Below are 13,768 nucleotides of genomic sequence, written 5' to 3'. Positions count from 1 at the left end.
AGGGTTAATTGGCAAAACAAGACGCCTCACCCGATGAAACAGACAGGATGCGGGTAGATTTATTTCTACACCGCATCCGTTTTTTCAAAACACGCGCACTTGCTACGTCCCAGATCACAAAAAAGAATGTACGAATATCGCGCAATGGCGAAACACGCAGAACAAATAAACCTGCAGCCAATATTTTTGTGGGAGATATTGTGAGCTTTTATTGCAATAAGGAAATCGTAACACTAAGTGTGCTCAACCTACCTTTGAGACGTGGCCCCGCCCCAGAAGCGCAAAAATGTTACACATTGATAGAAGATCAGCTAAAAGAGCGTGACTAAACGCGCCTACTAGCTTTCCTCAATTGACACCAGCGCAGAAATTTTGGATGTCACTCTCTGAACAAACACGTGGAGTTACCAGCCTTGACCTATATCGTCATCGACGCATGCATAAAATGTAAATACACAGACTGCGTTGAAGTATGTCCTGTCGATTGTTTTTACGAAGGTGAAAACATGCTGGTCATAGATCCAGAAGAATGTATTGATTGTGGTGTATGTGAGCCAGAATGTCCTGCCGAAGCAATTGTTCCTGATACTGAGGACGATAAAGACGGTAAATGGCTGAAACTAAATACTGAATACGCAGCCAAATGGCCAAACATCACCGTTCGTAAAGATCCGCCTGAAGATGCAGATGAATGGTCACAGGTGAAAGATAAACTTGGTCCGCATTTCTCAGAAAAGCCTGGAACAGGTGACTAGGTTACACATTAACCAACCCATTGTATAAATTAAGATTTTACCCATGCTTTGTGTCAAACATTACCAGTTTGTGACGAAGACTTGAACAAAACCCTAATTTTTGCTATATTACATCCTCTGCTGAGGAGCAGAACAATAAATATATCGCGCCAAACAGCCCTTATCGTAATGCCTCCCCGCGTTAACGAAACAGGTCTTTTTGGCCTTATGGTTGAGTAAAGAGGAATATTGCGGAATGGCTAACCAAGCAGGTACCGGGTCTATGTTTGAAGTAGAACAACACATTGTATATCCAGCACACGGCGTAGGCCGCGTGACCGCAGTTGAAGTCCAAGAAGTCGCAGACATGAAACTCGAAGTTTATGTTGTTGCATTTGAACAAGACAAACTCATCCTTCGCGTACCTACAGCTAAAGCAAAATCTTCAGGCATGCGCTCGCTTGCATCAACAAAAGTTGTTGGTGACGCGATCAAAACTCTTGGTGGCCGCGCTCGCATTAAACGCACAATGTGGTCTCGTCGCGCGCAAGAATACGAAGCGAAGATCAATTCTGGTGACTTGATTTCAATTGCTGAAGTTGTTCGCGATCTTCACCGTGCAGATGACCAACCAGATCAGTCTTACTCTGAGCGTCAATTGTATGAATCAGCACTAGACCGCATGGCACGTGAGCTTGCTGTTGTTGAGAACATTGAACACACAGAAGCTGTTGCTCGCTTGTCACAATCTTTGGCACAACGCGCTGCTTAATCTTCTTTGAAGATATAAGAAATTCAAAAAATGCTCTTCATGATATGGAGGGCATTTTTTATGCGTGAATTTCTGGCAAAGCATTTTAAAGTACTATTTCAAATTGCCCCCAATGATCAGGTGCCAGATAGGCTTCACCCTCATATTTTCCATCTGGATTTTTCTCGCGTCGAATGCTTGACCTCACGCGAATTTCTTGCCCAACAGCCAAATCAATCCGTTCTGTTGATCGCGCAAGCGTAAGCCCCATAGTCAGATGCAGCAATCCATCTTCACCGACAGAACAACGGCTATCGACCTCTAGCACCTCGCTGATTTTTGACACTTTCCCTTGCACCAGAGCTAAACCGCGCGGCGCATCTTTTAAGGCATTTGGAGAAAACACGTCGTATTCAGAATGTGCCCACAATCCTATATTGGAATTTCGCGCATCTCTCTCATGATCATATAGCTGACGCACATGGGCAACATTATCGGCCCAAGTGCGCACACGTGCGCCGCCCAATTCAATCATTTTTTTATTGAGCCAAACCGTCTGGCCTGCTTCGTCTTCAACAAACGCATGCGCAATCGCTCTATCATACCTGTCTCTGGTCAACCCTCCATAAAAGAGCTGGCATTTGCGACCTACAGCCTCAAAATTTAATAGCTTTGTTGCTTCTTCACCGAAAGGATCAGCGGGGCGATCATTCCATGCGCGGCGCGGAGCTTCAATGCCGGCCAACCTAACAGACAGGCCAGTATCGAGCGTAAATGCATCACCATCACGAATGCGGCTGACAATTCCCACCTCTCCGGCAATCAATTTATCCGTTGGTTCAGCTTTTCCTCCGCAACCACTCAACATAATTGAGCTGCCGCTTGCAGCCAGAAAAACTCTCCTATTAAACGAGTTTGATGAGAGGTTTTCTTCATTAGCTAGAAGCATGTTTATGTATTTGGAAACATTCATGGTTAACGTCGAAATTCTTTCTGAAATATTCCAAATTACGCCATATATTCGCGCTATATTCTACCAAAACTCAATACAGTAACGCTAATCTATATTAGCAATTATTTTTCGACGCTTTTCAATATGGCGCACAGCTCAAGACAAGACCCCTCTAATGAAGCCAACAGCCATATTCTTTTTTGCAAGTTTTGTAGCGTTCAACGCTTCATCAAACGCGCTTGCACAAAATGTTGAGCTAATCGGTGATGGAATTGAGAAGTCTACAAAAGATGAGGTCGCTCTTCTATTGGGAGAAGTTGAACCGACGACTTCCAAATTTACAGCAAGACACCAAGCGCGACGTGCAGCAGGTATTGCTTTAGATGTTCTCAACTCCAAAGGTTGGCTGGATGCCAGTGCTGATATTGCTGTTGAAACCGGACCACCTCTAAAACCCATTGTGCGCCTCGACCAAGGCAAACGCTTCACACTTGGAAAGATCGAACTCAAACTCAGCGATGCGCAAATCATCCAGACAGATATACCCAGCTTTCAAATCTTTACTGGAGATATTGCACGCGCCGATACGATACTGAATGAAGAGAAACGTCTCTTATCTCAACTGCGCACAAGCGGTTATGCTGACGCTAGCTCACAAGCGCGACAAGTGATTGGAGATCGCAAAGCAGCAACTGTTGATCTCACTTACAATTTCACGACTGGCCCGAAAGTCTGTCTTGGAGATATCACCGCAAATAATCCAGGCCGCACGCGCGAGAATATCTTGCACAAATTATCTCCGTTTAAAAATGGCGACACATATTCGCCTGATATTATTGATCAGTACAAAACCCGACTATCTGAAACGCAATTATACAAATACGCCAAAATCGACCTTTCTGCTCCTGTTGAAACAGACAATGCAGAACAATGTGAAGTCAGAGATGTTCTTGTGACATTAGAAGACGCTTCAAGACGCACAGTGTCAGCTGGTGCGAGCTATGCAACGACAGAAGGCTTTGGTTTGCAGGCTGGGTATGAAATGCGCAATTTTTCAGGTCGCGCAGATACTGTGAATATTGATCTTTACCTTAGTAGTTTGGAACAATCCCTCACCACGAGCTGGAAGCAACCCTTAAATGGTGGATATCGCCACAGCTTGCTTGTTGATGCTGCGATCATCAATGAGCAAACAGATGCTTATGATAGTAGGTCCATCTCAACAAATGCTTTGTATGAACATCCATGGACAAAAAACATTGATGTTTATGCTGGGATCGGACTGGAAGTCGGTCAAGAAACTCAAAATGACACTGAGTTAGATTTTCAAATCATTACTGGCCGTGGCGGCGCTCGTTTTGACAATACAGACAATGTATTGGACCCGACTCAGGGCGTTCGCCTCCAAGTAGGTGCAGAACCAGCTTATAGTCTTGGTGATGCAGAAGGACAATTCATCACAACAACAGCGCAAGCGCGGGGCTATACTAGCTTTAACGAAGACAAATATATTCTTGCTGGACGTTTGAAAGTGGGCGGAATCGCTGGCTCTGCTGTCGCTGATATACCTTCCACCCGTCGTTTCTATGCAGGTGGTGGTGGATCAGTGCGTGGGTATGAATACCAAAGCATTGGCCCATTCGATGCAGATGGCGACCCGTTAGGTGGGCGTAGTCTTGTTGAAATGAGCGCGGAAGCACGCATCAGATTTAAAAACAATTTAGGTATGGTTGCTTTTGTCGATGCGGGTGAAGTTGGCGAAAGTCAAACACCATCATTTTCCAACTTGCGCATGGGTGCCGGTCTAGGTCTGCGGTATTACACAAGTTTCGGTCCTCTACGCTTAGATGTGGCAACGCCCATTGATCCGCGCGACAGCGATGAACGCCTCCTATTATATCTAAGCATTGGACAAGCATTCTAATGCAAAATGAAACACCGACACACGTGACAGAAACAGAAAAGCCAACTCCACAAAAGAAGCGTTGGTTTAGAATAGTCCTATGGATTTTTGCTGGCCTTTTTCTCACCGTATTGCTGCTTCGCCTTTTGATCGCCAGCCCTATTGGACGCGGTATTATCGAAGATCAGCTTGAAGGACGGATTATAGCTGGGCAACAAATCCAGATTGACGGATTTGAAGGTGATGTTTTAGGCCGGTTCAAAATTGCTAAGCTCTCTATCCAAGATACGGATGGCGAATGGTTAAACGCCCAAAATGCTGAATTAAAATGGAAACCATTAAAGCTAATTGGTAAGACCTTATACCTCAATTCCATCGGTATCGGCTCGATAGATGTCAGCCGCAAACCTTTACTGCCAGCTTCTCCTGAAAAAGACGATGATGAAACACCGAGTTCTATCTTCATCAAACGTTTTGTTCTTGAAGAAGCAGATATTCCAAAGGTCTCAATAGCGCAAGAAACCGGCCTTCCTGAAACTCGCCACAGCCTTAACCTAAGCGCTGATATTGGAAGCACGCAAAGTTATCTTAAACTCGCGACATCCACAGCCGGCTTAAACGATGATGGCAGCTTAATTAGGCAAGACGAAGAGACCATAAACATTGATTTGAACTGGAGTTTGAAAAAACTCTTAAACGGTCATGTGGATATTAAAATTCCACAAAACGGCTTTGTTTCAACATTCCTACCTGCTCCGCTTGAAGATGATTTAACACTTCTCTTCTCAGGGAAAGGCGACCTTAAAAACTGGGAAAGCCTAGGAAATTTATCATTGGGCCCCAAAACTATTGCGAGCCTTGATGGAAAAAGCACGGCTTCTGTCGCCAAATTCAATATCATTGCTGATCTTGAAGGTTTTGCTTTAGCTAACCCGGCAACTGACCGATTAGGCTCCACGCTCAACCTCGACTTAGATGCAAATCTCACATCACTTCGTAAAGCAGAGCTGACAGCACATTTTGTATCGCGTGTACTAGAGATCAGCACATCTGGACCCGTGAATTTGCGCAAGCCAGAAATGTTAGACATTTGGACGCTTAAGGCTGACATATTATCACTTACTCAGCTTTCACAAATGCCCGACCTCAAGGCCAAATCAGCCAAGTTTGATGGTGTTTGGCAATATGGCGACACGCAATCAAAGCTGGCTGGTAAACTAATCGCTGATCAATTTGCTTATTCAGGTCGCACAATCCAATCAGCAGAAATAAACTTAGATTCCCAATTGGCTGATGACACGCTTAAATTTAAAATAGATACGGCAACCAACAAATTGCGCACGCAAATTGCGGCCCTTGATGATGCGCTGGGTGCTAAACTCACTTCTAACATTCGCGGTCAATTAGATATTGCCTCGCAAAACTTGAATCTTGATCAGTTTGAATTGAAAGCTGCACAGTTTGATACATCAGGCAAAGGTAATCTTTCAACCGAAGGAAAGTCGTCTTTCAAACTCAATTCCAACCTAAAAAATGTAAGTCATTTCACCGACGCTCTTAATGGGGCAATCCAGTTTAATACGACACTTGACCGCGCTGGCCCAAGCGCACCTTTTAAGCTATCGCTCAAATCCAAAAATTCAGAAATCACGTCTTCAAATGAAAATATTCAGGCATTTCTAGATGGGCCGGTAAACCTTGATGTCGCCGCCTCCATGCTAGCGTCTGGGCCTATCACATTTGACGCAAATATTGATTCAGGGGCAAACATGGCTTTGGTCAGGGGCTCCATGGAAAACGAGCAATTGATCACCAAACTTGTTGCGAACATCCCTGCCCTGAACCTTCAAAGCGTGCAGGCTCGCAATGCTGTTCTCGCACTTGATCTCAACGGACCATTGACCAACCTCACTGAAGACCTTTCATTTACGGCATCTTCAATCGCCGCAAATGGATTGGACATTGCGGATTTATCGCTGACTTCAAATGGTCAGATTCAAGATGGCGGCATCCTAACGGACATCCAAATAGAAGCATCTGCGAATGATCGCCCCTTAAAAGGGACATCTCAGATATCGTATGATAACGGATTAGAAATCAAAACACTGCAAGCAAATTGGGCGGATTTGAACTTAAACGCTAATGCATCTTTATCCGACCAAGCTCCCCTAAATGCAACTATTGACCTGAAAGGTACATTGGCAGCTTTGGGACTTGATGGTGCAATCGACGTTCAAGGCAATTTGACGGGCGAAACGCTGCAATTGTCGGCTAAAGCAACTGACCTTGTGTTCGGTGATACGCTTCTGCCAGTCACAACGATCAATGCTTCAGGTAAACCAAACGCTTTTGACTTTGATGTTAAAACGAATGGTTTTATGACGCTTGTCGCCCCAGATACACCGGTGGAAATAGTTATTCGCGGAAATGCAACGCAAGTTGAAGAAAGCCGCAATATTACATTTTCTCTCGACGGTAAGATGGATGAAGAAAGCTTTAGCTCAGTTGAACCAGTCAAAATCACCCAATCGGCTGATCTGCTATCTATTGATGCCAAGCTAGATAGCCTTGGCGGCATCATCAATTTATCAGGCTCAAAAACACAAACAGACACAGGCTTGAAGCTCGCAATTGAGACACTTTCATTAAGCCGCATAAACGCTCTATTTGGTCGAGAAGGTCTAACCGGCAGCCTCGATGCAAATGCTGATTGGAGCGCTCAGGATACAACAGGTAGTGGAACCTATAACCTTGAGTTAAAAGATGCCGGACGTGAAGGCGATGCCATTGCTTTTATCAATGCAAGCATTGATGGCGAATTCATAGAGGAACGTCTTGTATCTGTATTTGAAGCCCACAATGGCGGCGACCTCAACGTTGATGCTGTTTTCTCTGTTCCAATGCAAGTTGAAAACGGAATTCCTAACTTGAACCAAAATGACGTCGCAAGACTGGATATTGGTGCGCTTGGGAAATTAGAAGCAGCTTGGGCGTTGGTCGGATTAGACAGCGTCGCTTTAAACGGTTTTTTCGAATTAAATGCGGAAGCAGAAGCACCGCTATTGGAGCTGAGACCTGTCGGCCAAGCTACTATTTCCGACACAGACTTTGAACACGACCGCTATGGCGCACGCATGTCAAATATAGAAGCGCTCGTAAACTTTGATACTAAGAGTATTGAACTTGAATCTGCCACAGCAACGGGTGTTGATGGTGGAACTGTATCAGGCTCAGGTAAGATGTTCTTATCTCCTGAAACGCCTTCAGCTATGCACATAGATTTTGATAATTTTGGTGCCATAAAACAAGACGGCCTCGCCGCAAACTTTACCGGTCGCCTAGATGTCACCAGAGCAATTGAAGGCATTAAAATTGCGGGTGATCTCAATATTGATCAAGCGAAAGTCAACATCGCGCAATTTGGCTCCTCAGGTGTCAAAACCATTGATGTTATTTTCCTCGATGAAATAGACGATCTTGAAAACCAAGAACCAGAAGTGTCTCCGACATCAAAAATGGCATTGGATATGAAAGTTACCGCAGACCGCCGTGTCTACGTGACGGGCCGCGGTTTAAATATTGAATTGTCTGCTGATACGCGGATCAAAGGAACTCTCAAAACGCCTGACGTTCGAGGCACAGCCAACATTGTGCGTGGAGAATTTTCACTTTTAGGTCAGCCCTTTGCTTTCTCCGAAGGTGTTGTGCGACTTGACGGCAACCCAGCTGAAGCAACCACAGACATGCAGGCAAGACGCACATCGGACGGCGTCACATCCATTATCAATGTTTCAGGTTCGGTCCGTTCGCCCACGATAAGCTTTTCTTCTTCACCAGACCTGCCCGAAGATGAAATCATTTCCAGACTTTTATTTGGCCGTGCGCCAACCCAACTCAGTGCTGTTGAAGCCGCCCAACTTGCTGTAGCAGCAGCGAACATGACCGGAAATGGCGAAGGTTTCTCACCATTATCCAGTATTCAAAATGCTATTGGGCTTGATCGCCTTGTTGTCTCACAAGATGCTGACAGCAACCCACAACTTGAAACCGGTAAATACCTGTCGGAAAACGTCTATGTGGAATTGAGAAGTCGTGCCAGTGGCCAGTCCGATCTTGCGATTGAATGGGAACCTGTTGAGAATGTCGAAGTTGGAACTGTTTTTGGAAATGAAAACGGTGCCAAAGTTTCAGTAGAATGGAAAAAAGAGCTTGATTAAACAAGCGCTATATAAATGAAACATCAAATTTGTAGCTGAGGCAAATATAGCATGGACAATGCCTTCCATTTCCCCAATTAAACCCTCAAATAGAGGATATATCGCAGATACGAATGGATAGTTATGGCCAACTCAACATCACGTGCACCTTTTATAGAATCTCCTGCTCTGAAACCATTTTCAATGAATTGGCGGCATGGCTTCTTTGGACGTGAGGGCGGCGTATCTACGGGCGTCTACAAAAGCTTGAATACAGGCCCCGGCTCCAACGATCAAGGAAATCGCGTCAAAGCCAATCGTGACCGTATTTGCGTCACGCTAGGTGCCCTTCCTGGTCGTATGATTACGCTGAGGCAGGCGCATACAAATAAAGCGATTATTGTCGATGGTCCACTTTCTGTATCTCAAGCACCAGAAGCAGATGCCATTGTAACTGCGACACCCGGGCTTGTTATTACAGCATTGGCCGCCGATTGCGCACCAATCTTAATTGGTGACCCTAAAGCAAGCGTCATCGCTGCAATCCATGCAGGATGGAAAGGCGCGGTAACGGGTGTGATAGAAGATGCTATCAAGCAAATGGAAACACTTGGCGCATCTCCAACAAACATGATTGCCGCTATAGGACCATGCATAAGCAAAGACAGTTTCGAAGTGGGCCCAGATTTTGAAAAAGCCTTTCTCGACATCTCGCCTTGGTGCGCAAATTTATTTGAACCAGGCGAAGGAGATCGCCTTAAGTTTGATCTAAAACATTATTGCCGCTCCCGCCTCATTCGTGCTGGAGTCGGGAAATGCGAGGCAATCGCTGATGACACAGTATCTCAACCCGATAAATATTTCTCCTACCGCCGTTCAAAAAAACAAGGAGACACCGACTATGGACGCAATGCATCGTCAATTATGCTCGTCGCTTAGGGCAAACTCTTAAAAAAACTGCCGTATATACAAAAAGTATCAATATATTTCGATAAGCGCCCGTAGAGCTGTTGCGGGAAAAGGCAGATTGATACAAAAGCTTTACAAATCGGACCTGCTAAAAACCTTGGCACGAGATTAGGGCGCAGGAATTAGAATAAGCGGAACCTTTGGGCGATGGGCGAAATGAAACTTATCACATGTAATTCCAACCGCGAGTTGGCAAAAGATGTAGCTTCCTATCTGGATGCTAGACTAACCGAAGCAGATGTGCAGACATTTGCGGACAACGAAGTCTTCGTTCGGATCAACGAAAATGTCCGTGGTCATGACGTATTCCTCATTCAATCAACGTCTGCACCAGCAAACGACCATTTAATGGAATTGCTCATTACGTGTGATGCACTTGTACGCGCGTCAGCTCGCAGGATTACGGCAGTCATCCCCTATTTTGGTTACGCAAGACAAGATCGCAAAACAGATGGCCGCACACCGATTTCAGCCAAACTCGTCGCCAATCTCATTCATAAAGCAGGTGCCGATCGCGTTCTAACCGTTGACCTTCACGCTGGGCAGATTCAAGGCTTTTTTGATATCCCAACCGACAACTTGATCGCGGGTCCTGTGTTTGTTCAAGACATTAAAGAAAAATATGGCTCCAAAGACGTCATGGTCGTTTCTCCAGATGTCGGAGGTGTGGTTCGCGCACGCGCCCTTGCAGACCGGCTAAACTGTGACCTAGCTATAGTGGATAAACGCCGCCCCAAAGCTGGTGTGTCTGAAGTCATGAACATCATCGGGGATGTTAAAGACCGCGCCTGTATAATGGTTGATGACATGACAGATAGTGGAGGCACTTTGTGTAATGCTGCGGATGCAATGCTGAATGCCGGCGCTAAATCTGTTTCTGCCTATGTCACCCATGGTGTTCTTTCACCCGGCGCAGCAGCAAGAATTGATAAATCCCGTCTTAAAGAGCTCGTTTGCACAGACTCTATCGCCGCTTCAGAAGAAGTTGCCAATGCGAAGAAAATACGCCGCGTATCAATTTCTCACTTGATTGGAGAAGCTGTACGCCGTGTTGCCAATGAAGAATCCGTCTCGAAACTATTTGACTACTAAGTCGTACATTTTACATCACTATATACACAGCAAAAACGCAGCTCTGGGGCAACAGAGCTGCGTTTTCTATGACGTCATGCTAATTCGGGGGTCATTATCCTAGTTAGCCAGTGTCAATTCCCAACGTTTACCTTAGGTCACACCTATAACAAGTTAGTAAATCTTACCTGTAAAAATCGCTCAACTATATCTAAAAATTAGTCAGGATTGAAACAGCACCTAAATTTCTACTTTTTAAGCACAAGAACAACGCAAATTTCATTCCCATTATTGTCTATATACTTAGCCTAATGAAAGGCTTTCTGAGCCTCTACTAATTGTTCAGCAACTTGAGTACGTGCTTCTTGCAAAGCTGACTTCGCTGTTTTTAGACCAACCAATTTATACTTGGCATCTACCTCTTCTGAATTTTCAATTTGCTCACACTGCTCGGAAATTGATAAAACTTTTTCATCCAATTCCACGAGAACCTGCTCCAAAGCAACAATTTGTGTTTTAGCAATCTGCTCTTGTCGGACCGCAGTCCAATCTTGAGCGAACGCACGAGATGACATTGCCAATGCCTCAGCACTTGACCGCGCATTCGCTCGTGCTTGTGCCTGAGCTTGGGCTTTCAAGTTCGCAGCGTGACGAGAAGATTCAGCAGAGCGCTCAAATCGCGCGGCAAGTTCCTCTACTTGCGCTTCTAAACTATCTGTCCACCTATCAACTTCGACTTCATACGCATCTGCCTGCGCTTCAATGCGCTTCTCCAAACCACCTTCAAGCATTTCGACAAACTCACGATCTTCTCGCTCACGATCACGCATGTCTTGAGCTTGTTCACGCATATCGGCCTTGAAATCATTCATGTCTTTTTCAAAATAGTTCTGAATTTCATGACGCCATTCATTCCATTCCGCAGCATTAGAAATCTTGTCTCCATTCACCCAAATACCAAGCTTACTCGGAGGAATATCAGAAGTTCCGGCAATAATTTTCACTGAATCACCATTTGCATCTTCATAAGTATATTTACGCTTATTGGACACACCGTCTTTGCTCACAATGTGCCTAGGTATGAAATCATCTTTTGATGGATCAAATTCAATAACCACAACACCTGCATCCAGGATTTGTACGCGGCCATCATCCAAATAAGTAATACCTGTCACTTTGGGGGCATTCGGCGCTAATGGGGCCTTAGGTGCAACTAAAGCAGCCGGTGCTGATGGCGCGACCAATGCTGATGCGCTATCGGCCGCAATTGGTTGTGCAAGAGATTTTGGAAGAACAACGCCAAGGTCTCTAATTTGCTTAGCCCGTAATTCTAAAGCTGGAATAAGTGCAACACCAAGCTGCTCTGGATCATAGGCAACTTTATGCCCCGATCTTACAAAATCAGGTGCAGGGCCATAAACTTCGATATGCAAATGCGGTCCAGTTGCATTGCCTGATTCACCCAACAACCCAATCACATCACCAGCTTGAACAGATTGTCCAACTTCGACAAGAATTTTGCTCAATTGGCCAAAGCGCCCCATCCATTCAGGATTGTAATTGATTTGAACAACATTCCCATAGCCTTCTTTATAGCCGGCGAATGTCACCAAGCCATGCGAAGGCGTGTGGATTTTGGTTCCTATTTTATCCGCAATATCAATGCCAGCATGGTCTTTCATTTCTTTGGATATTGGATGCTTGCGAATACCGAAACCAGAGGTAATTTTAGCTTTTTCCGATTTAATGACTGTCGCTTCAAACTCAGGCAATGGAGCACGTAATTTCTCGCCGCCCGCTCCTTGAGCCGCAGCAAGAGGCAAACCAGCGAGTAAGAACACACCAAATGCAGCAAGGCCAACCAATGACGAATTACCTTGTGAATTAGCCACGGCGATTTTCACACGCTCAGTTAGCTCTTTATCCTTATTGAAGGGAAACATTGCTGCAGCGGGCGCACGGGTAGGCAAACCTTCGGCAAAGCGTGCAGCAGCCACCAAAGCGCGTGCATATACAGTTGGCGGCGCTTTAGAGACCAGCATCGCTTCATCACATGCAATTTCACGTGCACGGTCAAGCTCTGCGCGAACCAACCACGCAAACGGGTTGAACCACAATACATCCGCGACGATCCGCTCCATTGGGCGCCAAACAGCATCCAGACGCCGTATGTGCATGAGCTCATGCCCGACGACTAAAGCCATCTCTTCTTGGCTCAACTCACGTTCCAGCCCATGGGGAAGATACACAACCGGCTTCAACACGCCCTGTGTAAACGGAGAATAATCTCCTGGAAGTAGACGAAAACTTGTACGGCGCGTTAGTCCCAAACGTTTATTCCAGAACTCTGCTGATGAAAGCACCGCATAGCTTTGCACCGGATCAGATTTATCCGTAATTCTTTTCAGCTCTTTATTTGCCCAACGTGCACGACATGCGCGGAACATCCAGCCGAGGCTCAAAAACACGATAGCAGCAGTCATTAGGTCAAACTCAAATAACACCCCTTGAGATACTTCCTGCACAGCAACCCCTGTTTGCGCTGGCATTTCTTCAAGAACAATCGGAATAGACGGAGCCTGTCCTTCACCATAATTCCAAATAGGATCAATCGTTCCCGGCCCCATACACGCATATATAAGCGCAACGGGAAAAGGCGCGAGAAGCATAATACTCGCGCATCTCCACATCATTTGACGCGTGCGCCCCGATAAACCAAGTCGTTGAATACCAGCAGCAGCGACAGCCACAACACCGCCCCAAAGGATTGACAGAACAAGCAGTACGACAAAGCTCATTTTTTCTCTCCATCATCTACAGAAGAAGAATTGATTAGCGCATCAAGCTCGTCTAATTCATCCGATGTAAGGTGTGGACTACCCGCAAACATCGACACCGGTAGGTCGCCTTCAATATCCATAACTTTGCGGGTCAGATCTTTTACAAGCCCGCTAAAAACTTCAACTTTCGACAAAGCTGCATCAAATACAGTAATCCCATGCACATCTCGACGCGTGAGCCATGTTTTATCAATCATCCGGTTAATCACTGTTCGCGTTGTCGAATAACTCCAGCCAGTTTCAGCCGATACACCATCATGAACTTCACGAGCGCTTTGCTCACCTATGGTCCAAAAATGCTTTAAGACGGTCAATTCAGATTTATTTGGCTGTTGGCTCATATTCTCTCTCG

The 13,768-nt window shown here is 45.5% G+C and carries 10 protein-coding genes; 7 read left to right on the top strand and 3 right to left on the bottom strand.

Annotation, left to right across the window (positions count from 1 at the left end):
• Positions 1-8 precede the first annotated feature (8 nt).
• The 3 genes from HBAL_RS03885 (at position 9) to HBAL_RS03875 (ending at position 1,506) form a co-directional block, all read left to right on the top strand.
• On the top strand, positions 9-329 hold the full coding sequence (locus HBAL_RS03885; RefSeq protein WP_015826616.1) for an RNA-binding S4 domain-containing protein: 321 nt from the start codon (positions 9-11) through the stop codon (positions 327-329).
• A gap of 84 nt (positions 330-413) precedes the next feature.
• The gene (gene fdxA / locus HBAL_RS03880) at positions 414-755 is read left to right on the top strand and encodes a ferredoxin FdxA (RefSeq protein WP_015826615.1); all 342 of its coding nucleotides are present in this window, start codon (positions 414-416) and stop codon (positions 753-755) included.
• A gap of 235 nt (positions 756-990) precedes the next feature.
• Positions 991-1,506 carry a CarD family transcriptional regulator gene (locus tag HBAL_RS03875; RefSeq protein ID WP_015826614.1) on the top strand — a complete coding sequence of 172 codons (516 nt, stop codon included), beginning with the start codon at positions 991-993 and terminating at the stop codon, positions 1,504-1,506.
• Between the two features lie 85 nt (positions 1,507-1,591).
• Here the strand turns inward: HBAL_RS03875 and HBAL_RS03870 are convergent, their stop codons facing one another.
• Positions 1,592-2,353 (bottom strand): thermonuclease family protein, encoded by a 762-nt coding sequence (locus HBAL_RS03870; RefSeq protein WP_233356738.1) that lies wholly within the window; start codon positions 2,351-2,353, stop codon positions 1,592-1,594.
• Between the two features lie 259 nt (positions 2,354-2,612).
• Between HBAL_RS03870 and HBAL_RS03865 the strand changes: the two genes are divergently transcribed.
• The 4 genes from HBAL_RS03865 to HBAL_RS03850 all read left to right on the top strand — a co-directional run bounded on the left by HBAL_RS03865 (position 2,613) and on the right by HBAL_RS03850 (position 10,597).
• A complete protein-coding gene (locus HBAL_RS03865) occupies positions 2,613-4,361 on the top strand; it encodes an autotransporter assembly complex protein TamA (protein ID WP_015826612.1) in 1,749 nt (582 codons plus the stop codon).
• Positions 4,361-8,557, top strand: coding sequence for a translocation/assembly module TamB domain-containing protein (locus HBAL_RS03860; RefSeq protein WP_015826611.1), 4,197 nt, complete (start codon positions 4,361-4,363; stop codon positions 8,555-8,557). Before HBAL_RS03865 ends, HBAL_RS03860 begins: the two co-directional genes overlap by 1 nt.
• 123 nt (positions 8,558-8,680) lie before the next feature.
• Complete coding sequence (gene pgeF, locus HBAL_RS03855; protein ID WP_015826610.1) at positions 8,681-9,475, top strand: peptidoglycan editing factor PgeF; 795 nt, start codon at positions 8,681-8,683, stop codon at positions 9,473-9,475.
• Positions 9,476-9,661: 186 nt separating this feature from the next.
• Positions 9,662-10,597, top strand: a complete 936-nt coding sequence (locus HBAL_RS03850; RefSeq protein ID WP_041301935.1) for a ribose-phosphate pyrophosphokinase — start codon at positions 9,662-9,664, stop codon at positions 10,595-10,597.
• 287 nt (positions 10,598-10,884) lie between these two features.
• Here HBAL_RS03850 and HBAL_RS03845 read toward each other — a convergent pair whose 3' ends face one another.
• Both HBAL_RS03845 and HBAL_RS03840 read right to left on the bottom strand, forming a co-directional pair.
• The gene (locus HBAL_RS03845) at positions 10,885-13,374 is read right to left on the bottom strand and encodes a M23/M56 family metallopeptidase (protein ID WP_015826608.1); all 2,490 of its coding nucleotides are present in this window, start codon (positions 13,372-13,374) and stop codon (positions 10,885-10,887) included.
• Positions 13,371-13,757 (bottom strand): BlaI/MecI/CopY family transcriptional regulator, encoded by a 387-nt coding sequence (locus HBAL_RS03840; RefSeq protein WP_015826607.1) that lies wholly within the window; start codon positions 13,755-13,757, stop codon positions 13,371-13,373. The genes HBAL_RS03845 and HBAL_RS03840 overlap by 4 nt, the downstream gene beginning before the upstream one ends.
• Positions 13,758-13,768 lie beyond the last annotated feature (11 nt).

The organism is Hirschia baltica ATCC 49814 (genome assembly GCF_000023785.1).
Lineage (GTDB): Bacteria > Pseudomonadota > Alphaproteobacteria > Caulobacterales > Hyphomonadaceae > Hirschia > Hirschia baltica.
Note: the sequence above shows the minus strand (reverse complement) of the source record. Positions and strands in the feature narration are given on the sequence as shown.